Source organism: Ralstonia sp. PBBBR1, assembly GCF_002256165.1.
GTDB classification, from domain to species: domain Bacteria; phylum Pseudomonadota; class Gammaproteobacteria; order Burkholderiales; family Burkholderiaceae; genus Ralstonia; species Ralstonia thomasii.
The window spans coordinates 396,034-418,192 of sequence record NZ_NKIL01000003.1; the positions used below are offsets into that span (position 1 = coordinate 396,034).

A 22,159-nucleotide genomic window follows, 5' to 3' on the forward strand; every position below is an offset into this window, starting at 1 on the left:
GTGCAGCAACAGCCGCACCCGACACAACGCAGTGTTGCGAAAACCGCTTAGGCGACCGCCTTTTCGACGACAGCAGGCTCAGCTGCCGAAATAATGCCGCCGCCCAGGCAGACCTCGCCGTCGTACAGCACGGCGGATTGGCCTGGCGTGACGGCCCATTGGGCCTCGGGGAAGGTCAGCGTGAGTGCGTCATCGGCCGCGCGTGCGACGGTGCAAGGCGCATCCGCCTGGCGGTAACGCGTCTTGGCGCCAACGCGGGTGCCTTCGGCGGGCGCGTGGCCGGCAACCCAGCTCAGATCGTCGGCGTGCACGGTATGCGCCAGCAGCCACGGGTGGTCGTGTCCCTGCACCACGTACAACGTGTTGGCCGCCATGTCCTTGCGCGCCACGTACCAGGCATCGCCGGTGCCGTCGCGGCTGCCGCCGATGCCGATGCCCTTACGCTGTCCCAGCGTGTAGAACGCCAGGCCGATGTGCTCGCCGATGGTCTTGCCGTCCGGCGTCTTGATCGGGCCGGGCTTGGTCGGCAGGTAGCGGTTGAGGAAATCGCGGAACGGCCGCTCGCCGATGAAGCAGATGCCGGTCGAGTCCTTCTTCTTGGCGTTCGGCAGGCCAATCTCGGCAGCAATTTCACGCACTTTCGTCTTCGGCATCTCGCCCAGCGGGAACAGCGTGCGCGAAAGCTGCGCTTGGTTCAGCCGGTGCAGGAAGTAGCTCTGGTCCTTCGTGTGATCGAACGCCTTGAGCAGCTCGAAGCGGCCATCGACCTCGCGCACGCGGGCGTAGTGCCCGGTCGCGATGGTGTCGGCGCCTAACGCCATCGCATGATCGAGGAAGGCCTTGAACTTGATCTCGGCGTTGCACAGCACGTCGGGATTCGGGGTGCGGCCGGCCGAATACTCGCGCAGGAAGTCCGCAAACACGCGGTCTTTGTACTCGGCGGCAAAGTTGACGGCTTCCACGTCGACGCCGATCAAGTCGGCCACCGATACCACGTCGATCCAGTCCTGCCGGGTCGAGCAGTATTCGCTGTCATCATCGTCTTCCCAGTTCTTCATGAACAGGCCGACGACGTCGTAGCCCTGCTGTTTGAGCAGCCAGGCAGTGACGGAGGAATCCACGCCGCCCGACATCCCGACGACGATGCGCTTCTTGCTCATGACTGCGCTCCCAGGCCGTACACGCTGGCGTGCGTGTGGATGACGTCAAGCGGATACCGCTTGCCGGCCAGGTAGTCCTCCACGCAGGCGAGCAGCAGCGGGCTGCGATGGCGCTCGCGGCTGGCGCGGACTTCATCCGCCGTCATCCAGACAGTGCGAACGATGCCGTCGTCCAGCGTGCGGCGCGGGTCTTGGGGGCCCAGCTCGCCGGTAAATGCCATCCGCACGTAGGTGACCGGATCCCCCTGCGGCGGCTGGAACTGCGCCATGTAGCAGCCCAGAAACGCGGTCGGCACAAAGCTGTAGGCGGTTTCTTCCAGTGCCTCGCGCGCGACGGCGTCGACCAGGCTTTCGTCCGGGTCGAGATGGCCGGCAGGCTGGTTCAGGCGCAAGCCAGCATCGGTGTGCTCCTCCACCAGCAGAAAGCGCCCGTCCTGTTCAATGACGGCGGCAACGGTAACGCTGGGTTTCCAGCGGACAGCTTGGTTCATGGCAAAAAGGCAACAAAAACAAGGCGTTATTGTAGCTGGAGGCTGCCCTCCCCGCTTGCATGGGGCCGCTGGAACAAGGGCATGTCGCGCCAGGCCTGAGTTGTGAACAATTGAGCACACGTTTGCGCAGAATCGGCCCGCGTTCCATGTTGGATCGGATATTCGACATGGCATTCGACGAGCGTCCGTGCGCCAAAAAGTTCGGGTAAGCTGCACGTCGATCCTGATCCAGCGCGCCTTCGTTCACTTCGCGCGCATCCTAACCATAATCAGCGAGGAGAGAACACGATGCACATCGGCATCCCGCAGGAGACGCGGGCGGACGAGACGCGCGTTGCCGCGACCCCGGAAACGGTGAAAAAGTACGTGGCGCTTGGCCATCAGGTCACGGTGCAATCGGGTGCCGGTGTCGCCGCTGCCCAGCCTGACGACGCCTATGTGGCGGCCGGCGCCAAGATCGGAACCGCCGCCGAGGCGCTTGGCGCGCAGATCGTGCTCAAGGTGCGCTCGCCGGAAGCGGCCGAACTGGCGCAGATGCAACCGGGCGCCGTGCTGGTCGGCATGCTCAACCCGTTTGATGACGAAAACACGGCCCGCCTCGCCGCCGCCAACGTCACCGCGTTTGCGCTGGAAGCCGCGCCGCGCACCACGCGCGCGCAGAGCATGGACGTGCTCTCCTCGCAGGCCAACATCGCCGGCTACAAGGCGGTGATGGTCGCTGCCAACCATTACCAGCGCTTCATGCCGATGTTGATGACCGCCGCTGGCACCGTGAAAGCCGCGCGCGTGCTGATCCTCGGCGCCGGTGTGGCCGGCCTGCAGGCCATCGCCACGGCCAAGCGCCTGGGTGCCGTCATTGAGGCGTCCGACGTGCGGCCAGCGGTGAAAGAGCAGATCGAATCGCTGGGTGCGAAGTTTCTCGACGTACCGTTCCTGACGGACGAAGAGCGCGAAATCGCCCAGGGCGTGGGCGGCTATGCCCGCCCGATGCCGCCTGACTGGATGCGCCGCCAGGCCGAACTCGTGCACACGCGTGCAGCCCAAGCCGACATCGTCATCACGACGGCGCTGATCCCGGGCCGCCGCGCGCCGACGCTGCTGTCGGAAGCTACCGTGCAGGCCATGAAGCCAGGCTCGGTCGTCGTCGATCTGGCGGCAGCGCAAGGCGGCAACTGCCCGCTGACCGAAGCCGACCGCGTGGTCGTCAAACACGGCGTCACGCTGGTGGGCTACACCAACCTCGCGTCGATGGTGGCGGCCGATGCCTCTGCCCTCTACGCCCGTAACGTGCTTGATTTCCTCAAGCTGATCATCGACAAGGATGGCGGCTTGAACATCAACCGCGAAGACGACATCGTGGCCGCCTGCCTGCTCAGCCAGGCCGGCCAGGTGGTGCGCGCTCCCGCAGCCACGAGCGCCGCCAAATAAGAACGGAGACGGCGGCCTGCCGGGCGTCACAGCCCGGCGTGGTGGCCAGTGGCGATTTCATCTTTTGTTTCAAGGAAAGCTTCATGCAACGCAACATGCTTCGCGCCAAGCTGCACCGCGCGACGGTCACCCAGGCCGATCTCGACTACGAAGGCTCCTGCGGCATCGACGAGGACCTCCTCGATGCCGCCGACATGCGCGAATACGAAAAGATCGAGCTGTACAACGTCAACAACGGCGAACGCTTCTCGACCTACATCATCAAGGGCAAACGCGGCTCGGGCGAAATCTCGCTCAACGGCGCCGCCGCACGCCGCGCCCACGTGGGCGACCTGCTGATCATCTGCACTTACGCGCCGATGAACGAAGAAGAAGTCGCCAACTACAAGCCCAAGGTCGTGCTGCTGGGCGAGGGCAACAAGATCAAGGCCATCAAGGAAACCTGACGCGCCAGGCGGCCGGGCCTGAACGACCTGGCCGCTTCGCACATCGACCAAGAAGCGAGGAGGAGCACTCATGGAGCTGGTCAATCACACGGTGATCAATCTGATCATCTTCGTGCTGGCGATCTACGTCGGCTACCACGTGGTCTGGACGGTCACGCCGGCGCTGCATACACCGCTGATGGCCGTGACGAATGCCATCTCGGCCATCATCATCATCGGTGCCATGCTGGCAGCCGGCCTCACACAGACGGGCCTCGGCCGCACGATGGGCGTGGTGGCGGTGGCGCTGGCGGCAGTCAACGTGTTTGGCGGCTTCCTGGTCACGCAGCGCATGCTTGAGATGTTCAAAAAGAAGGAGCCGAAGGCCAAGGCCGATCAGAGCGAGGGAGCCAAGCAATGAGCATGAACCTTGTCACCCTGCTGTATCTGCTGGCTTCCGTCTGCTTCATCCAGGCGCTCAAGGGGCTTTCGCATCCGACCACGGCGCGGCGCGGCAACGCGTTCGGCATGACGGGCATGGCGATTGCCGCCGTCACGACCGTCGCACTGATCTACAAGCTCAAGGCCGAGATGTTTGCCGGCACCGAGAGCGGCACCTCCACGGGTTTCATCCTGATCTTCGCGGGCCTGGTGGTGGGCGGGGGCATCGGTGCCTATGTGGCGCGCACGGTCGAGATGACCAAGATGCCTGAGCTGGTGGCCGCCATGCACTCGCTGATCGGTCTGGCCGCAGTGTGTATTGCCGTCGCTGCGGTAGCCGAACCGTCTGCCTTCGGCATCACGATGGCCGGCGACAACGTGCTGCCCCTGGGCAACCGCGTGGAGCTGTTCATCGGCACGTTCGTCGGCGCCATCACGTTTTCGGGTTCGGTGATCGCCTTCGGCAAGCTGTCGGGCAAATACAAGTTCCGCCTGTTCCAGGGCGCGCCGGTGCAGTTTGCCGGCCAACACATGCTGAACCTGCTGCTGGCGGTGGCCATGCTCGGCTTCGGCATCCTGTTCTTCCTGAGCCAGAGCTGGCTGCCGTTCATCATCATGACGGCCATCGCCTTTGTGCTGGGCGTGCTGATCATCATCCCCATTGGCGGCGCAGACATGCCGGTGGTGGTGTCGATGCTGAATTCGTATTCGGGCTGGGCGGCGGCCGGCATCGGCTTCTCGCTCAACAACCCGATGCTGATCATCGCCGGCTCGCTGGTCGGGTCATCCGGTGCAATTCTGTCTTACATCATGTGTAAGGCGATGAACCGGTCGTTCTTCAACGTGATCCTGGGCGGCTTCGGTTCTGAAGCATCCGCCGGGGCCGCAGCAGGTGGCGGCGGACAGCAGCGCCCGGTCAAATCGGGCTCGCCGGATGATGCAGCCTTCCTCATGGGCAACGCCGAGACGGTCATCATCGTCCCCGGCTATGGCCTGGCCGTGGCGCGCGCGCAGCACGCCCTGAAGGAACTGACCGAAAAGCTGTCGGACAAGGGCGTGACCGTCAAATACGCGATCCACCCGGTCGCAGGCCGCATGCCGGGCCACATGAACGTGCTGCTGGCCGAAGCCGAAGTGCCTTACGACCAGGTCTTCGAGATGGAAGACATCAACGGTGAGTTTGGCCAGGCCGACGTGGTGCTGGTGCTGGGCGCCAACGACGTGGTCAACCCGGCGGCCAAGAACGATCCGAAGTCGCCCATTGCCGGCATGCCGATCCTGGAGGCCTACAAGGCCAAGACCATCATCGTGAACAAGCGCTCGATGAACGCCGGCTACGCCGGGCTGGACAACGAGCTGTTCTACATGGACAAGACGATGATGGTGTTTGGCGACGCCAAGAAGGTCGTTGAGGACATGGTGAAATCCGTCGAGTAAAGCGGCGCACTGACAGCCGTCAATGTGCCGTCAGGCCAGACCGGTTCCGCTTGCTCCCGGCAGCGGCAGACAGTAACGTAGTGGAAACGGGCAGCGCCGGCTACACCGGCCGTGCGCTGCACCCAGCCCTCTTCCGACTCTTCCCGACGTATGCAACAGGACAGCGCCCTGCCGGTCTATTTCCACCCTACCCTGACGGTGGTGGTCGACGACAGCCAATCGTTCGTGGAAAGCCTCGGGTTCCAGATGGACCCATCACGTGCGCTGCTGGCTTTCAATGATCCGGAAGACGCGCTGGCGTGGCTGCGCCAGTGGCATTCGCTTCGCATGCCGGGTTTCCTGCCCGTGCGCGTCACGCACGATGACCTGACGTTCTCGACCGAGCGCCGCACGATCCAGCTCGACGTCGACCGCGTCTACCGCCAGATCCACGAGGTCAACCGCTTCCTCCAGCCCTCGGTCATCGTGGTGGATTACTCCATGCCACGCATGAACGGTCTGGAGTTCTGCGCCAAGCTCAAAGATCTACCGTGCATGACGATCCTGCTCACCGGCATGGCCGACGAGAACATCGCCGTGCAGGGTTTCAACGACGGCCTGATCGACCGCTACATCAAGAAAGACAATCCGGCGATGGCCGAGCGGCTCAGCGCGGAAATCGAAGCACTGCAGGTGCGCTACTTCAGCAACCTGTCGAGCACACTGCGCGATCTCCTGTCGCGCCACTCGTTCAGCTTCCTGTCAGACCCGGCGATCACACGGCTCGTGCGCGATTTGTCTACGCGCTACCGCTTCATCGAGTACTACCTCTATCCGCACCCCGCCGGCGTGCTGCTGCTCACGGCCGATGGGCGGGCGACGCTCATGGTCATCGAGACCAACGCGAGCATGCTCACGCACCTGGAAAACGCCGAGGCCTACAACGCGCCCGACGCGCTGCTCAAGGGGCTACACGACAAGCAGATCGTCCCGTTCTTCTGGCCCGGCGATGGGATGTACACCCCGGCCTGTGTGGAGTGGGAACAATATTGCCTGCCCGCAGAGGTGTGCCAGGGGCGCGAGCCGTATTACTACGCGCTGTTCGACATGCCCAGCCATCTGCTGCCGGCACAGGTCTACAGCTACGCCCAATTCCTCACCAACTACAAACAGGATCCGGACGCGCTCACCGGCCGCAAGCCACGCTGAGGTGGTGTTTCCGCTTTGCTCTGCACTGCGGGTTTCCGCATTGTGTGGGTCACATTGGGCAAGTACAATCAATTGCGTCATCCGGCAGCCATGACGTCAGAGCATGGCCCGGCTGAATCGCCCTGATGCATGCGTGGCATACCTGCGGCATCATGGCGAATACGGGTGCCAGCACGCAACATACGATATGGCGCCCCGAGTTCATTACTGTGCGGGATTCTCCTTGAGGGACGATTTGGGATGCAGCAGCGGGCCGCGCGTTCAAGCAGCGCGCGTTGCGGATGTCAGCGGAGTGCATCGTTCCAATCTGGTCATGGTTCACGGTTGCACGATTCCCGTTGCCACGCTGTTGATCGGCGAGCAGTAGAGGTGCCGCGGTAGCAGTACTGAAGGCGCCGGCTGCAGTCGATCATCCTCCCCGATCTTCTCGAAGCGGGTTTGGGCGAGAGACGCCCGGGCTGGCGCGTATTGCGCACAGCCAGCGGACGGCTTCAAGCACGCTTTCACGACTGATGCGGCGGCATGCCCGGCAGTGTCGGCGGGGCGCGCCGTATTCGCGGTGCCCGGATCGCGCTACGACCCCGGGTGCGCGGTTGTTGGAGTGAGCGTCCCGCTTGGCAGACGTTTTCCCTGAAGTCTCCGGCAAATTCGCACCGTGTACTCACCCAACCAAATCGATCCCGCGGTCAGCTTCCGCAACTCACAGGGTCAGCAGGTCCGCGGCACCATCATCACGCTGCAGCGGCGTGCCCTGGTGATGGAGATCTACAACCCCTACTCGATCGTGCAGGTGAGCGAGGTGCTGTCCGAACTCGCGATCAAGATGGGGACGCGCCAAGCCTATCTTGGCAAGGCGGTGGTGATCAGCCTGGTGAACACGGGGCTGACCGCCGTCGTCTCGCTCACGCTGATCGACGAATGGCGCGAGCTGTCGGAAGTGGCCGACACGCCCGCCTCGGTGGGCGAAGAAGCGCGAACGTTCGTGCAGGAATGGCAGGAACGTTTCCGCATCCATCGCGACTATCAGATCGTCGTCAACGAGATGCGAGCGTTCCTGGCCGAAGTGTCGCGCTGGGTGGAACAGGTGGATCTGTCGAAGACATTGCCGCGCGAAGACAACAAGCTGCGCATGGATGTCTTCCAGGAGCTGGCCGAGCCGATCATGCTCAAGCTCAAGGGCTACATGGACGGGCTGGAATCGGAAGCGGGCAAGGTCGAGGCGGAGCTTGCACCTGCTCACCGCACGTTCGCGCAGGCGGCGCTGCATCCGCTGCTGTTGCGCGCGCCATTCATCTATCGCACGTACACCAAGCCGCTGGGCTACGCGGGCGACTACGAGATGGTCAACCAGATCCTCTCCGACCCGCGAGAGGGGCCGAACACGTACTTCCAGATCGTCAACGCCGCCTTCTTGCGTACCGACGTGGCCGAGGCGCACCGCAACCGCATCGACATTCTCGTGCAGTATCTGAGCGACCTGGCAGCCCAGGCCAAGGCGGCGGGCCGACCGTTCAAGGTGCTGAACGTCGGCTGCGGGCCTGCGGTGGAAATTCAGCGCTTCATTCAGGAGCATCCCGAGCCATCGCTGCTGTCGTTCGAGCTGGTGGATTTCAGCGAAGAGACGCTCGACTACACCCGCGAGCAGATGCGCCGCGCGATGGACCGCGCGCGCAAGACCGTCACCGTCGATTTCGTGCATGAATCGGTGCATCAACTGCTCAAGCGCCGCATCACGGCCGACAGCCCGCAAGCCGGCGATTGCGATGCAGTGTATTGCGCCGGCCTGTTCGACTATCTGTCCAACAAGGTCTGCCAGCGCTTGCTCTCCTACTTTGCTTCGCGCACGCGCCAGGGCGGCGCCATTCTTGCGACGAACGTGCACGGCAACAACCCGATGCGCTTCGTGATGGAACACGTGCTGGAGTGGTACCTCGTCTATCGCGATGAACCGCTGATGGCTGAGTTGCTGCCCGAAGGCTCGCACGACGTGCGTGTCTATACCGACGTGACCGGCGTCAACGTATTCGCCCAGGCCAGCGTGGCCCGGCTTGCCACATCCGCTGCTTAATCCGCAGCCCAGGAACACGCATGGAGCCTATTACACATCACGGATACCAGGCCGAGCTCAAGCAGTTCCGGCTCGTCTTCAGCCGCATGGCCGCCATTACCGGCATCGTGCTGGTGCTGGCCGGTGTCGGGCTGGACTACGGCATGTATGTGGACAAGCTGTGGCTGTTCGCTTCGCTGCGCGTCATCACGTCGCTCATCATGCTAGGCGCACTGCTTGTGCTGTACACGCGCTGGGGCGAGGAGCACGTGCAGAGCCTGACGTTCTTCTGGCTGATCTGTCCGCAGATCATGATCTCGTGGATGATCTACGACACCGAGGGCGCCAGTTCACCGTATTACTCGGGGCTGAACCTGGCGATCTATGCAGTGGGCATGGTGATGCCGATCGGCTTTCTGCAGGCCGTACTGTTCGGCACCTGCACGTACATCTTCTGGGTGATCGCGTGCACGCTGCATCCGGGCGGCATCCAGTCGCGCGAGATCTTCATCGTGCATTCGATGTTCATCCTGTTCTCGATTGCGACGAGTACGCTGTACACGTACTTCAACGAGCGCGGGCGCTTCCAGCTCTTCCGGCTCAAGGAAGAAGTGGCGCAGAAGAACGAGCAGCTGGCGCAGACCAATCAGAACCTCACCGACATCAAGGGCCAGCTTCTGCAGCAGGAAAAGATGGCCGCCATCGGCACGCTGTCCGCCGGCCTGCTGCATGAGATCAACAACCCGGTCAACTTTTGCCTGATGGCGATTGCCGTGGCGCAGGAAGATCCGACCGCCAAGAGCAGCCCGATGCTGCTCGAATGCCTGACCGATGCCAAGGAAGGCATGCAGCGCGTGCAGCACATCGTGTCGGACCTGAAGACCTTCGCCTACCGCAGCCCCGAGAAAGGCGAAGCCGATGCACCGTTCCTGGTCGAGAAGGCTATCGACTCGGCCGTCCGCCTGACGAGCCACGAGTTGCGCGGCGTGGCCCTGGAACGCAAGCTGCCGGCTGACACGCTCGTGCGCGGCGACGAGGCGGCCATCATCGGCGTGCTGATCAACCTGTTGTCGAACGCGGCGCTTGCCATGCAAAAGGTGCAGCGCGAGAACCCGCGCATCGAAATTGCCGGTGAGTGGATCGACAACCGCCTCCATGTGGTGGTGACCGACAATGGCCCGGGGATCTCGGAAAAGAACCTGTCGCGCGTGTTCGAGCCGTTTTTCACCACGCGCGATGTCGGCAAGGGCCTGGGCCTGGGCCTGTCGATCAGCTACAGCGTGATCCAGCGCCACGGCGGCACCCTTGCGGTGACGAGCCAGGAAGGCGAGTGGGCGCGCTTCACGTTCGATCTGCCGCGCTCGGAGTAGACGCATCATGGACACCACGCCGGAGACCGTCACCATCCTCTACGTCGACGATGAAGCGCAAGCCTGCAAATGGTTCGCGCGCACCATCGGCGTCGGCTACGAGGTGCTGACGGCCAACAGCGTCGAAGAAGCCAAGACCGTGCTGCGCGATTCGCACGAGCGCATCAGCGTGGTCCTGACCGACTTCCGCATGCCCGGCGGCGACGGCACCGAACTGCTGCGCTTCATCGATGCAGAATACGGCGACATCGCCACCATCCTCGTCACTGCGTATGCCGACAAGGACCTGCTGATCCAGGCCGTGAACACCGGACGCGTGTTCAAGATCCTGGAGAAGCCCTATCAGCCCGAAGACGTGCGGCGCTCGCTGCAGGAGGCTCTGGCACTGCGCCAGGACCGCCTCTTGCGTACCCAGCGCCTCATGGCAATCGACGAAACGCTGGCCTTTCTGGCGCACGAGTTGAACACGCCGCTGGCGGCCATCTCCAACTTTGCGCGCGGCATCCGCATGCGCGTGGACCAGAGTGAGCCCACGCCCGGCGCCCTTCCTGAAATTGGGCGCGCGGCCGATCGCGTGCAAGACAACGCGCGCTACTGCCTTTCAGTGATCGCCACGTTTCTGAACTCCGTGCGCAACACCTACGGCAAGCCCGGCACCGCAGCCACGCCCAACAGCGCGGGCGGGCTGATCCGCTCGTTGTTCGATACGTACCCGTTTACGAACGCACAGCGCGAATGGGTGTCGTACCGCGTGGAAGACGATTTTCCGATCCAGACGCTGCCCAACTGCGTGATGCTGGTGCTCTCGTCGCTCACGAGCAACGCGTTGCAGGCACTGCGACACACCCATGCGCCGAAGCTTGAAATCGTCGCAAGCCGTGCGCCAGATGCGGGCAACGCCCAGCACATGATCCGCATCGAAGACAACGGCCCCGGTATCGCGCCCGATGTTCTCGCGCGGCTGACCATCGACCCCGTGACCACGCGCGCCGAAGAAGGCGGCAACGGCATGGGCATGATTTTTTGTACGCGGATCATGCAATCGTTCGGGGGAGCGATTGCAATCGACTCCGCACCCAGCGCAGGCACGCGCGTGACTCTGACGTTCCCATGACAAGACCATCAACACTACGAACCACGCCGCACGTGATCCGCGCGTTTGCCGTATTGGCCGCATTTGCTATGAGGAGTGACGGATGACCAATCCCGGGGGCCACACGCCCACTAACCCGCCCAAGATCCTGTACGTGGACGACGAGACATTGGCGCTGACGTACTTCGGCCGTGCCATCGGTTCACTGGCGCCGGTCGTCACCGCCACCTCGGTCGAAGAAGGCAAACGCATGCTCGACCGGCACGCCGCCACACTCGGTGTGCTCGTGTCGGACCAGCGCATGCCCGGTGAACTCGGCAACGAGCTGCTGCGCTATGCCCGCGAGCGCTATCCGCACCTCGTGCGCATCCTGACGACCGCCTACTCCGAAATCGAAGACACGGTGGAGGCCGTCAACCAGGGGCAGATTCACCGCTACATCAAGAAGCCGTGGGACATCACCGCATTGCGCGTGGAACTGAAGCAAGCATTGGAGTTCTCCGATCTGCGCCGCGAACGCGACGCGCTGCTACGCGAGAAGATGACGGTGCGCCAAAGCCAGACGCTCACGCACCGCATCGGCGCGCTGCAGACGTTGTACCTCGCGGTGTCGGGACTGTCGTCGTTCAGCGCCGTCAACGATTACCTGCGTGCCGCCGCCGCCGTGGGTCTGCAATCGTTGGCACAGCCCGACTGGGCGATGAAGGACTACACCGAGCTGGTCGGCGAAGAAAGCCTGCGCACCGGCGAGTTCAGCCACGCAGTACGGCAGGCCTATCTCGACTTGTCGTCGCGCTTTGACAGCAAGCCGGCAGCCCAGGCGTTGGAGGTGCTGGCCGAGGCGCTGGACGGCAAGGTCTCGCCGTCGGGCCACGATGCTGCGGCGGTGGTTGATCTCACCACGCTGACGGAATTCCTGGAAGCCGCGTCCACGCACAAGGTGTCGGAGGCGCATGCCAAGTGGCTGGCGTTCCTGCTGTGGCTCGATGGCAAGGGCTGGTCGCTCACGGCCGAGCGCGATGGCGCGACCGTCAAGCTGCGCCTGCTCGACAACCAGACGCAGCTCACGCCGGATCAACTCGCGGCGTGGATGGAGCATTTCCAGGATCTGCAGGCCGCCTGAAACGGGCCCGCAGTTGTCACACAGCGCCGATGCCTATGCGTCGGCGTTGTCGTTTGAGGCATCGCCCTTTGCGGGCCGCTCGGGCCGTTCGGGTCGATCACGCATGCCGCCCTTCACCATGTCGAAGCGGAACAGGCGGCATTCGATGTTGCCGTTGTAGAGCGGCGTGCGCTGCGATTCCTTCAGCCGCATCCGACGCGGCATCGAAAGATCGCCGGTGAAGACGAACGCCTTCCAGCCGGCGAACTCACGCTTGAGCGTGCCGGCAAAAGCCTGCGCGAATTCGTTGGCGGCGGCCTCTTCCTCGGGGTCAACCGGGGGGGGCGGCTCAGGTTGCCGCAGCTCGCGCATCGGACGGCGGCCATCGTCGCGCGGGGCACCCATGGCGCGGCTGGCGCGCTCGAACACGGTGCCATCCTCGTCGCCCTCGCCTTCCGGTCGGCGGCGGCGTGAACCGTGTGCACCGCGCACGGCGATACGCTCACCGTACGGCGGGTTCATCAACAACACGCCGGCTACCTCAAACGGCGGCTTGCCGAAGCGTGCATCGACCTGCTTGAGCACCGGCTCGCCGGGCAGACCGGCGCGCTGCCAATTCGCGGCGGCATAGGCCAGCATATCGGTGGAAATGTCCGCGCCGGCCACCAATGGCGGCGTACGGCGCATGGACGCGGCGGCCGCATCCGCAGCGGCTTCGCGCAGACGCTTGAAGCATTTGGCATCGTGGTCCTGCAACCACTCGCAGGCGAAGGCGCGTTGCCCGCCCGGTGCAATGCCCAGTGCACGTTGTGCAGCTTCGACGAGGAACGTGCCGCTGCCGCACATCGGATCGTAGAACGGCATGCCGTGGGAACCCGTCCAGCCCGTCAGGCGCAGGATGCCGGCGGCGAGGTTCTCCTTCAGCGGCGCCTCGCCCTTTTCCTGGCGCCAGCCGCGCTTGAAGAGCGGCTCGCCGGTGGTATCGAGATAGATCGTGCAATCGGTCTCGGTCAGGTATGCGTAGATGCGCACGTCCGGCGAGACGGTATCCACGCTGGGGCGCGCGCCCATGCGCTGGCGGAAGCGGTCACACACCCCGTCCTTCACGCGCAGGCCGACAAACTTCAGGCTCTGCAACGGCGATTTGTGCGCGGTCACGTCCACGCGGATCATCTCGTCGGGCGTGAAATAGTCTTCCCAGCGCTGCGCTGCGGCCAGCGCGTAGATATCGTCCTCGGAGCGATACCCGCGCGACCCCAGGCGCATCAGCACGCGGCTGGCAATGCGGCTGTGCAGGTTGACCGCATATGCCGCGCCCTGCGTGCCGAAGAAGTGCACGCCGCCCGGTACGGTGCGGCCCACCTCGAACGCGGCCAGCTCATCGACCTCGGGGCGGATGGCGATTTCGGCCAGTTCATCGGCCAGCGCCTGTTCCAGCCCACGGGGGCATGGCGCGAAGTAAGCAGTTGCCATCGGAAAATCAGAAAAAATCAGAATGGCTTCACGACCACCAGGATCGTAATCGCCAGCAACAACAGCACCGGCAGTTCATTGAACCAGCGGTAGAACTTGTGGGAGCGCTTGTTGGCGCCCGCCTCGAACTTGCGCAGCAGCACGCCGCAGCCATGGTGGTATCCGATCGTCACGAGCACCAGCGCGAGCTTTGCGTGCATCCAGCCGTTGGGCGGATACAGTCCAATGCGATAACCCAGGAACAGCCACAGCCCCAGCAGGATCGCGACAATTGCCAGGATGGTCGTAAAGCGGAACAGCTTGCGCGCCATGATCAGCAGGCGCGTGATGGCCGCGCGCTCGGTTTCCATTGCCAGGTTGACGAAGATGCGCGGCAGATAGAACAGCCCAGCAAACCACGACGCAATGAAGACGATGTGAAAGGCTTTGACCCAGAGCATGCGAAGCGTCCCGTAAAAGGCGTGAACCGCGATCGGTAAAAACGTCGCGCCGCTCATGGCGGCGCTTAACGTGCAGCAGTCAATATCAGGTGCGAATCTCGCCGTGCCCGAACACGACGTACTTCAGCGAGGTCAGCCCCTCCAGGCCGACCGGGCCGCGCGCGTGGAGCTTGTCGTTCGAGATCCCGATCTCGGCGCCCAGGCCGTACTCAAAGCCGTCGGCAAATCGCGTGGACGCGTTGATCATCACGCTGGCCGAATCGACCTCGCGCAGGAAGCGCATGCCGGTCGAATAGTTCTCGGTGATGATCGAATCGGTGTGCGCCGAGCCGTAGGTGTTGATGTGCTCGATGGCGTCGTCCAGGCCGTCGACGGTGCGGATTGACAGGATCGGCGCAAGATATTCGGTATGCCAGTCGGCCTCGACGGCATCTTTCAGATTGCCGAAGCCTGCCGCTTCCAGCGTGGCGCGCGTGGCCGGACACACGCGCAGTTCCACGCCCTTGTCCTGGTAGATCTTTGCCAGCGGCGGCAGCGCGCGCGCAGCCACATCGCGCGACACGAGCAGCGTTTCCATCGTGTTGCACGGCGCATAGCGTTGCGTCTTGGCGTTGTCGCACACGCGCACGGCCTTCTCGATGTCGGCATCGACGTCGATGTAGACGTGGCAGATGCCGTCCAGATGCTTGATCATCGGCACGCGTGCTTCTTCGATCAGGCGCGCGATCAAGCTCTTGCCGCCGCGTGGCACGATCACGTCGACATACTCCGTCATGGTGATCAGCTTGCCGACGGCCGCGCGATCCGTCGTAGCCACCACTTGTACGGCGTTGGCCGGCAGGCCTGCGTCTGCCAAGCCTTCCTCGATGAGCGCCGCCAGAGCGCCGTTCGATTCGATCGCTTCGGAACCGCCTCGCAGAATGGTCGCGTTGCCCGACTTGATGCACAGCGCCGCGGCATCCACCGTCACGTTCGGCCGCGACTCATAGATGATGCCGATCACGCCAAGCGGCACGCGCATCTGGCCGACCTGGATGCCGGTGGGCCGGAACTTCATATTGCTGATCTCGCCGATCGGGTCGGGCAGCGCAGCGATCTGCTCCAAGCCCGCCGCCATGGTATCGATGGCGCGGTCGGTCAGCGTGAGGCGGTCGATAAAGGCAGCATCCTGGCCGTTGGCGCGGGCACGCTCGACGTCGCGGGCGTTGATCTCTTTGAGCTTGGCGGCATCGCGACGGACAGCGGCCGCAATATGCAACAGCGCGCGGTTCTTTTGCGCAGTGCCGGCGCGTGCCATGCCGCGCGAGGCAGTGCGCGCCTGACGGCCGACCAGGGCCATGTATTCGTTGACGTCGAGCTGCTTCATGATGATCGCGACCGGCAAGCTGCCGGCAATTCAGTGTGAGGACAATTCGAAGGCTTGCGCCGATGGCGCGGATCAGGCCGGCACCGGGAGGCTGCCCGGCCGCGCGATACGCATCGCCAGTTGCAGCAAGCCATCCCAAGGTTCAGCGGGTAGCGATGGTTCACGCAACCCCTTGACCTGCCGATCCAGCTTGGCCGCCATGGAGAGCGCTCCCTCCAGCTCGCGCTGCGACAACCGCTGCGCCGCCTGCGGCACCAGCCGCTCGCGCGGGCCCCACACCCGAAGTTCCCGCAGCATGGACGCCACTGGCTTGCCCTGGGCCGCGCCCGAGGCGATTTTTGATAATACGCGAATTTCTTCGGTCAACGTCCAGAGGACCAGGACCGTCGCTTCGCCCTCGCCCCGCAGCCCTTCGAGCATGCGTACCAGGCGCGGCACGTCTCCAGCCAGCATGGCTTCGGACAGCTTGAACACGTCGTAGCGCGCCACGTTGAGCACCGCATCGTGCACATCATCGAATGTCAGCACACCGGGCGGATGCAGCAAACCGAGCTTCTGGATTTCCTGATGCGCGGCCAGCAGATTGCCTTCCACACGGTCGGCAATGAACTGCAGGGCGCGGCGGCCAGGCTCACCGGGCTCCACACGTTGCTGCTGGCGCGCCAAGCGCTCGCCAATCCAGCCGGGCAGCTTGGTGCGGTCCACCGAATCGACCTTGATCGACACGCCAGCGCCTTCCAGCGCCGCGAACCACGCCGACTTGGCGGTCGCAAAATCCAGGCGCGGCAGCGTGATCAGCGTGAGGGTGTCGGTGGCGGGGCCGGACGGTGTGCCGGCCGCCAATGCGCGCAATGCTTCGCCGCCATCCTTGCCAGGCTTGCCGGACGGAATGCGCAGCTCGACGATCTTGCGATCTCCGAACAGCGACATCGACTGCTGCGCCTCGGTCACGCGCGACCACGAGAAGCCGCGTTCGACGCTCATCACCTCGCGCTCGCTAAAGCCCTGCGCGCGCGCAGCTTGGCGCAGCGCATCGACAGTCTCAAGTGCGAGCAGGTGCTCGTCGCCGTGCACCACGTACAGCGGCGCGAGCCCCTTGGCAGTGGCCTGCTTCAGATGACCTTCGAGCGCGTCGAGCCGCAATTGCATGGGAAACCTTGCCCTGATCTGCCGCTTACGACGGCAGTTTCACGGCGCCCAGGCGCCGCACGAGCTGGTTGATCGTATCGCCCTGCATGTCCCGGTAGAGCGCCGCTTCTTCGTACTCCTTGGCGAGCACCTGTGTCTCGTTGTACGAGAGATCGCGGAACTGCGTGATTTCCGACGGCGGGATCAGCAGGTTGTCGTGCGCATCGCGCAGCCGGAAGCGGAAGCGGTACGTGATACGGTACTCGCGCACCACACCCTGCGGCGTGAGCGACGAGATGGTCTTCACGCGGTCTTCGGCCAGCACGTCGAGCAGCGCATCGGCGTCTTTCTTATCCGACACGATGATGGTGTCGGAGCCGTTGTCGATCAGCCGGCGCAACTGCGCGCGCATCTGCGAGTTCTGCGGCAAGTTGATGTACAGCCGCTTGAACGCGAAGTCGGTGTTGCCCCGCATGTGGAAACCGCAAGCGGACAGCGCCGGCAGCGCAATCGCAAGCGCAAGGACAGAGCGGCCAAAGCGACGGCGGGACAAACCTCGGGACAACGACATAACCATGCGTTCCTTGAGTGGGATGGCCGATCAGGCCACCACGTTCACCAGACGGCCCGGCACCACGATGATCTTCTTGGGCGGCTTGCCTTCAGCAAATTTCTGGACAGCTTCATCCTTGGCGGCAATCGCTTCGATGGCAGCGCGGTCGGCATCGGCCGGCACGACAATGCTGCCGCGCACCTTGCCGTTGACCTGCAGCACGAGTTCGATCTCGCTTTGCACCAGCGCACCTTCGTCGACCTGCGGCCACGGGGCATCGAGCAGATCGCCATATGCGCCCGCGTAGCCCAGTTCCGTCCAGAGCACGTGCGTGATGTGCGGCACGACCGGGTACAGCACGCGCAGCAGCAGCCCCAAGCCTTCGCGACGCGCGTCGGCACCGGCGTCCTTGGCGCCTTCCAGCGCGTTGAGCATCTTCATCGTCGCGGAGACGACGGTGTTGTACTGCAGGCGCTCGTAGTCGTAGTTCGCTTGCTTGAGTACGGTGTACAGTTCGCGGCGCAACGCGCGATCGGCATCCGTCGCACCCGCCACGACGCCATTGCCGTGGCCGCCGCGAATGGCGTCACCATGCGCCACACCAAAGTTCCACAGACGGCGCAGGAAGCGCGAGGCGCCCTCCACGCCGGCGTCGTTCCACTCGAGTTGTTGCTCGGGCGGCGCGGCGAACATCGTGAACAGGCGCGCCGTGTCGGCACCGTACTGGTCGATCAGCGCTTGCGGGTCGATGCCGTTGTTCTTCGACTTCGACATCTTCTCCACGCCGCCGATCACCACCGGCTGGCCGTCGGCCTTGAGCGTGGCACCCACCGGGCGGCCGCGTTCGTCAGTCTGCACGTCAACATCGGCGGGGTTGATCCACTGCTTCTTGCCCGATGCATCTTCGCGGTAGTACGTCTCGTTGAGCACCATGCCCTGCGTGAGCAGGTTGGTGAACGGCTCGTCGAATTTGACGAGGCCCAGGTCACGCATGACCTTGGTCCAGAAGCGCGCGTACAGCAGGTGCAGGATCGCATGCTCGATGCCGCCGATGTACTGGTCCATCGGCATCCAGTAATCGTTGCGGGCATCGACCATTGTTTCGCCGTCCGGGCACGTATAGCGCATGTAGTACCAGCACGAATCGATGAAGGTATCCATCGTGTCGGTCTCGCGGCGCGCGGGCTTGCCGCACGACGGGCACGTGCAATTCAGAAAGCGCGGATCCTTGGCGAGCGGATTGCCCGTGCCGTCCGGAACGAGGTCTTCGGGCAGACGCACCGGCAGGTCCTGCTCGGGCACCGGCACGACACCACAGCTCTCGCAATGGATCAACGGGATCGGCGTGCCCCAGTAGCGCTGGCGCGAGATGCCCCAGTCGCGCAGGCGCCAGGTGGTCTTCTTCTCGCCCAGGCCTTGTGCGGCCAGATCGGCAGCCACGGCATCAACGGCCTGCTGATAGTTCAGGCCATCGTACTTGCCGCTGTGGAACAGCACGCCGTGTTCCTTGTCGCCGTACCAGTCGGCCCAGGTGGTCGTGTCGTACGACTGGCCCTTCACGTCGATCACCTGCTTGATGGGCAAGTGGTACTTGTTGGCGAAGGCAAAGTCGCGCTCGTCGTGCGCGGGCACGCCCATCACGGCGCCGTCGCCGTAGGTCATGAGCACGTAGTTGCCGACCCACACCGGCACGGATTCGCCCGTGAGCGGGTGCGTGACGGTCAGGCCAGTCGGCATGCCTTTCTTTTCCATGGTGGCCATGTCGGCTTCCATGACACTGCCGTGCTTGCACTCTTCGATGAACGCGGCGAGTGCCGGGTTGCTCTGCGCGGCGTGCGTAGCAATCGGATGCTCGGCGGCCACGGCGCAGAACGTCACGCCCATGATCGTGTCGGCGCGCGTGGTGAAGACGTACAGCTTGCCGTCGTTGATCAGCTTGCCGTCGTCACCGGAAATGTTGTGCGGGAATGCGAAGCGCACCCCCTCGCTCTTGCCGATCCAGTTCTGCTGCATCAGCTTGACGCGCTCGGGCCAGCCCAGCGGGTCAAGGTCGGAGAGCAGTTCCTGCGCATACTTGGTGATGCCCAGGTAGTACATCGGGATCTCGCGCTTTTCCACCACCGCGCCCGAACGCCAGCCGCGCCCGTCGATCACCTGCTCGTTGGCGAGCACGGTCTGGTCGACCGGGTCCCAGTTCACGGTGCCGGTCTTGCGGTAGGCGATGCCCTTTTCGAGCATCTTCAGGAACAGCCACTGGTTCCAGCGGTAGTAGTCGGGGCTGCAGGTCGCCACTTCGCGCGACCAGTCGATCGCCAGGCCCATCGACTGCATCTGCTTCTTCATGTAAGCGATGTTGTCGTAGGTCCATGCAGCCGGCGCCACGCCGTTGTTGAGCGCCGCGTTTTCTGCCGGCATGCCGAAGGCGTCCCAGCCCATCGGCATCAGCACGTTGTATCCCTTCATGCGCAGCTGACGCGTCATCACGTCGTTGATCGTGTAGTTGCGCACGTGGCCCATGTGCAGCTTGCCCGACGGATACGGCAGCATCGAGCAGGCGTAGAACTTGGGCTTGTCCGAGCCGTCAGCAGCGTGCGCGTGTTCGGTCACGCGGTAGGCATCCAGGGCCTGCCAGTGTTGCTGCGCTTGCTGTTCGACGTCGGACGGGGAGTATTTGTCTTGCATGGTGATGGGTCGCCCGGATGCCCCGGCGATTGCAGCCGCGCCGCCAACGCGCGCAGCCGGATTGAATAACGGAAAAGGCCCGATTATACCGTCGCCACCCGCCCCATCCGGGCGATCGCGAGCATTGGAAAGAGGCGCTGGACAGGCCTGCCAGCGCCTTCTGCCGCCAGCCTGATTACAGGCCGAGCACGTCGTTCATGTCGTACAGACCCTTCTTGCCAGCCACGTAGACCGCAGCGCGCACGGCGCCTTCGGCATACGACTGGCGGGTGTTGGAGCGATGCGTGATTTCGATGCGCTCGCCGTCGCCAGCAAACAGCACGGTGTGGTCGCCGACGATGTCGCCGCCGCGCACGGTGGCAAAGCCGATGGTGCCAAGCTCGCGCGGGCCGGTCTCGCCTTCGCGCGCATAGACCGCACGATCGGCCAGCTTGGTGCCCTGCGCCTCGGCCACGATCTCGCCCATCTTGAGTGCGGTGCCCGACGGGGCATCGATCTTGTGCTTGTGATGCGCCTCGATGATCTCGACGTCGTAGCCCTGCGCCAGGATCTTGGCGGCGACTTCGATCAGCTTGAACGTCGCGTTCACGCCCACGCTCATGTTCGGTGCCCAGACCACGCCGATCGACTCGCCGTAGGTCTTGAAGCTGGCCTTCTGCTCGGCCGTGAAGCCGGTTGTACCGATGACCACCGCGGTGCCCAGCTCACGGGCCACGTTCAGGTGATTGAGCGTTGCATCAGGACGCGTGAAGTCGATCAGCACGTCGGCTTGCGAAAGCCCCGCATGCACGTCGTCGGTCACAATCACGCCGGTGGTCTTGCCCAGCTTGACGCCGGCGTCCTGGCCCACGACGTCGCTGCCTGGGCGGTCCAGCGCAGCGCCCAGCGTCACGCCGGGCGTGCGCAGTACGGTGTCGATCAGCATCTGGCCCATGCGGCCCGAGGCGCCTGCAATCGCAATTTTCATGTCGGTGGAAGCGAAAAGCTGCAAAAGAGAAAACGGTCTGTCAAACGCACAAGCGGCGGAACCCGTCCGCCGCTCGCTCGAAGATGGTGTGCCGATGCCTGGGCGCTCAGGGCGACGTCGTAGCCGGCGGCGGAACGCTGGTGTCGGTGCCGCCACCGCCCGTGCGGCGCTCCGGCAGCGTCACGTCAACACTGTTTTTGGAGCCGGCGGTCGATTGCACGCGGTCAGTCACCTCAGCCGACGGGATCGACGGTGCACGCGCTGCCGGCGCGGCGCCCGCAGCAGCAGCGGCTTGCGCGGCATCCTTCTTCGGGCGCTTGATGCCGTCGATCTCGGAAATCAGCTCCGACTCAGACGGCAGCTCATCGGCGCCCACCCACTTGGCGAGGCGATCGCCATCAAACCACACCGTCAGCCGGCGCTCCTGCACAACTGACGTATTGCCACGCTTGAACGAGAAGATGTAATCCGAGCGGTTGGCGTGGAACATGTCCGTCAGCAGCGGGGTCCCGAGCACGAAGCGGACCTGGTCACGCGTCATGCCTTCCTTGAGTTGTGCAGCCTGTTCTCGCGAGACGAAATTGCCTTGCACGATATCGATGCGATACGGCGTGATGGCATTGGCGATCTTGCGCGTGGTGCTGTCATAGGTGCCGCATCCGGCCAGCAACGCCGACGCGGCGAGCATGGCACCCACCAACAGGCCGCCGCGACGGGCGACGTTGGCAAAATGGACAGGACTGCGCGCAAAGGGAAAGGTCATGAGCGATCGGCCTTCAAACGGTTCCGGACATGCCGGTACAGGAGGAATCGGCGGCGGCCAGGCACATCGTGCAGGCCCGTCAGTAGGACTTTTGCCGCCAAAACCCTTATGATTGGAATCCGAACATTGTACTCTAGGGAGCCTGGCGCATGCCGAGTCCTGCAGACCTCAAGAACATCGGTCTGAAAGCCACGGTGCCGCGGTTGAAGATCCTCGAGATCTTTCAGACCAGCGAAGAGCGCCACATGAGCGCCGAAGACGTGTACCGCATCCTGCTCGCCGAGCACATGGACATTGGCCTGGCCACGGTCTATCGCGTGCTGACGCAGTTCGAACAGGCGGGGCTGCTGTCACGTAACAACTTCGAATCCGGCAAGGCCATTTACGAACTCAACGAGGGCAAGCACCACGATCACCTGGTGTGCCTCGATTGCGGCCGCGTCGAAGAATTTTTCGATGCCGAGATCGAGCAGCGCCAGCAGAGCATTGCCCGTGCGCGCGGCTTTGCGCTGCAGGAGCATGCGCTGTCGCTCTATGGCAATTGCACGAAGGAAGCCTGCCCGCATCGGCCCAAGCGCTGAAGCAGCGTCGCAAAAAAGAAACGG

At 63.9% G+C, this 22,159-nt stretch carries 20 protein-coding genes; 10 read left to right on the top strand and 10 right to left on the bottom strand.

Annotation, left to right across the window (positions count from 1 at the left end):
* Nucleotides 1–47: 47 nt before the first annotated feature.
* Together mnmA and CFE42_RS05400 are read right to left on the bottom strand one after the other, a co-directional pair.
* Nucleotides 48–1,160, bottom strand: a complete 1,113-nt coding sequence (gene mnmA / locus CFE42_RS05395; RefSeq protein ID WP_004632844.1) for a tRNA 2-thiouridine(34) synthase MnmA — start codon at nt 1,158–1,160, stop codon at nt 48–50.
* The gene (locus CFE42_RS05400; RefSeq protein ID WP_004632845.1) at nt 1,157–1,651 is read right to left on the bottom strand and encodes an NUDIX hydrolase; all 495 of its coding nucleotides are present in this window, start codon (nt 1,649–1,651) and stop codon (nt 1,157–1,159) included. Before CFE42_RS05400 ends, mnmA begins: the two co-directional genes overlap by 4 nt.
* Nucleotides 1,652–1,939: 288 nt before the next feature.
* Between CFE42_RS05400 and CFE42_RS05405 the strand changes: the two genes are divergently transcribed.
* From CFE42_RS05405 to CFE42_RS05445, 9 genes are all read left to right on the top strand, one after another.
* Entirely contained in the window at nt 1,940–3,079 is a 1,140-nt protein-coding gene (locus CFE42_RS05405) for a Re/Si-specific NAD(P)(+) transhydrogenase subunit alpha (protein ID WP_004632846.1), read from the top strand.
* 83 nt (nt 3,080–3,162) lie between these two features.
* Nucleotides 3,163–3,525, top strand: a complete 363-nt coding sequence (panD, locus tag CFE42_RS05410; RefSeq protein WP_004632847.1) for an aspartate 1-decarboxylase — start codon at nt 3,163–3,165, stop codon at nt 3,523–3,525.
* Between the two features lie 70 nt (nt 3,526–3,595).
* A complete protein-coding gene (locus CFE42_RS05415; RefSeq protein WP_004632848.1) occupies nt 3,596–3,925 on the top strand; it encodes an NAD(P) transhydrogenase subunit alpha in 330 nt (109 codons plus the stop codon).
* The gene (locus CFE42_RS05420) at nt 3,922–5,382 is read left to right on the top strand and encodes an NAD(P)(+) transhydrogenase (Re/Si-specific) subunit beta (protein WP_004632849.1); all 1,461 of its coding nucleotides are present in this window, start codon (nt 3,922–3,924) and stop codon (nt 5,380–5,382) included. The genes CFE42_RS05415 and CFE42_RS05420 overlap by 4 nt, the downstream gene beginning before the upstream one ends.
* A 150-nt stretch (nt 5,383–5,532) precedes the next feature.
* The gene (locus CFE42_RS05425; RefSeq protein ID WP_004632850.1) at nt 5,533–6,570 is read left to right on the top strand and encodes a response regulator; all 1,038 of its coding nucleotides are present in this window, start codon (nt 5,533–5,535) and stop codon (nt 6,568–6,570) included.
* A gap of 655 nt (nt 6,571–7,225) precedes the next feature.
* Nucleotides 7,226–8,638, top strand: coding sequence for a class I SAM-dependent methyltransferase PhcB (gene phcB, locus CFE42_RS05430; protein WP_004632851.1), 1,413 nt, complete (start codon nt 7,226–7,228; stop codon nt 8,636–8,638).
* Between the two features lie 20 nt (nt 8,639–8,658).
* On the top strand, nt 8,659–9,987 hold the full coding sequence (locus CFE42_RS05435; RefSeq protein WP_004632852.1) for an ATP-binding protein: 1,329 nt from the start codon (nt 8,659–8,661) through the stop codon (nt 9,985–9,987).
* Between the two features lie 7 nt (nt 9,988–9,994).
* On the top strand, nt 9,995–11,101 hold the full coding sequence (gene phcR, locus CFE42_RS05440; RefSeq protein WP_004632853.1) for a two-component system hybrid sensor histidine kinase/response regulator PhcR: 1,107 nt from the start codon (nt 9,995–9,997) through the stop codon (nt 11,099–11,101).
* 82 nt (nt 11,102–11,183) lie between these two features.
* Nucleotides 11,184–12,203, top strand: coding sequence for a response regulator (locus tag CFE42_RS05445; RefSeq protein ID WP_004632854.1), 1,020 nt, complete (start codon nt 11,184–11,186; stop codon nt 12,201–12,203).
* Between the two features lie 33 nt (nt 12,204–12,236).
* Here CFE42_RS05445 and CFE42_RS05450 read toward each other — a convergent pair whose 3' ends face one another.
* The 8 genes from CFE42_RS05450 to CFE42_RS05485 all read right to left on the bottom strand — a co-directional run bounded on the left by CFE42_RS05450 (nt 12,237) and on the right by CFE42_RS05485 (nt 21,554).
* Nucleotides 12,237–13,655, bottom strand: coding sequence for a class I SAM-dependent RNA methyltransferase (locus CFE42_RS05450; protein ID WP_004632855.1), 1,419 nt, complete (start codon nt 13,653–13,655; stop codon nt 12,237–12,239).
* Nucleotides 13,656–13,672: 17 nt separating this feature from the next.
* The gene (locus CFE42_RS05455) at nt 13,673–14,095 is read right to left on the bottom strand and encodes a CopD family protein (RefSeq protein ID WP_009277382.1); all 423 of its coding nucleotides are present in this window, start codon (nt 14,093–14,095) and stop codon (nt 13,673–13,675) included.
* 85 nt (nt 14,096–14,180) lie between these two features.
* Complete coding sequence (locus tag CFE42_RS05460; protein WP_004632857.1) at nt 14,181–15,461, bottom strand: glutamate-5-semialdehyde dehydrogenase; 1,281 nt, start codon at nt 15,459–15,461, stop codon at nt 14,181–14,183.
* A 72-nt stretch (nt 15,462–15,533) separates the two neighbouring features.
* Nucleotides 15,534–16,610 (bottom strand): DNA polymerase III subunit delta, encoded by a 1,077-nt coding sequence (holA, locus tag CFE42_RS05465; protein ID WP_004632859.1) that lies wholly within the window; start codon nt 16,608–16,610, stop codon nt 15,534–15,536.
* 25 nt (nt 16,611–16,635) lie between these two features.
* Nucleotides 16,636–17,160, bottom strand: a complete 525-nt coding sequence (gene lptE / locus CFE42_RS05470; protein ID WP_004632861.1) for an LPS assembly lipoprotein LptE — start codon at nt 17,158–17,160, stop codon at nt 16,636–16,638.
* A 30-nt stretch (nt 17,161–17,190) separates the two neighbouring features.
* Nucleotides 17,191–19,824: a leucine--tRNA ligase gene (leuS, locus tag CFE42_RS05475; RefSeq protein ID WP_004632862.1), complete on the bottom strand. Its 2,634-nt coding sequence runs from the start codon at nt 19,822–19,824 to the stop codon at nt 17,191–17,193.
* A gap of 175 nt (nt 19,825–19,999) precedes the next feature.
* Entirely contained in the window at nt 20,000–20,791 is a 792-nt protein-coding gene (gene dapB, locus CFE42_RS05480; protein WP_004632863.1) for a 4-hydroxy-tetrahydrodipicolinate reductase, read from the bottom strand.
* Between the two features lie 106 nt (nt 20,792–20,897).
* Nucleotides 20,898–21,554, bottom strand: coding sequence for an outer membrane protein assembly factor BamE (locus CFE42_RS05485; protein WP_004632865.1), 657 nt, complete (start codon nt 21,552–21,554; stop codon nt 20,898–20,900).
* A gap of 149 nt (nt 21,555–21,703) precedes the next feature.
* Here CFE42_RS05485 and fur point away from each other — a divergent pair, with 149 nt between their 5' ends.
* On the top strand, nt 21,704–22,135 hold the full coding sequence (gene fur, locus CFE42_RS05490) for a ferric iron uptake transcriptional regulator (RefSeq protein ID WP_004632868.1): 432 nt from the start codon (nt 21,704–21,706) through the stop codon (nt 22,133–22,135).
* The last annotated feature ends 24 nt before the right edge of the window (nt 22,136–22,159 follow it).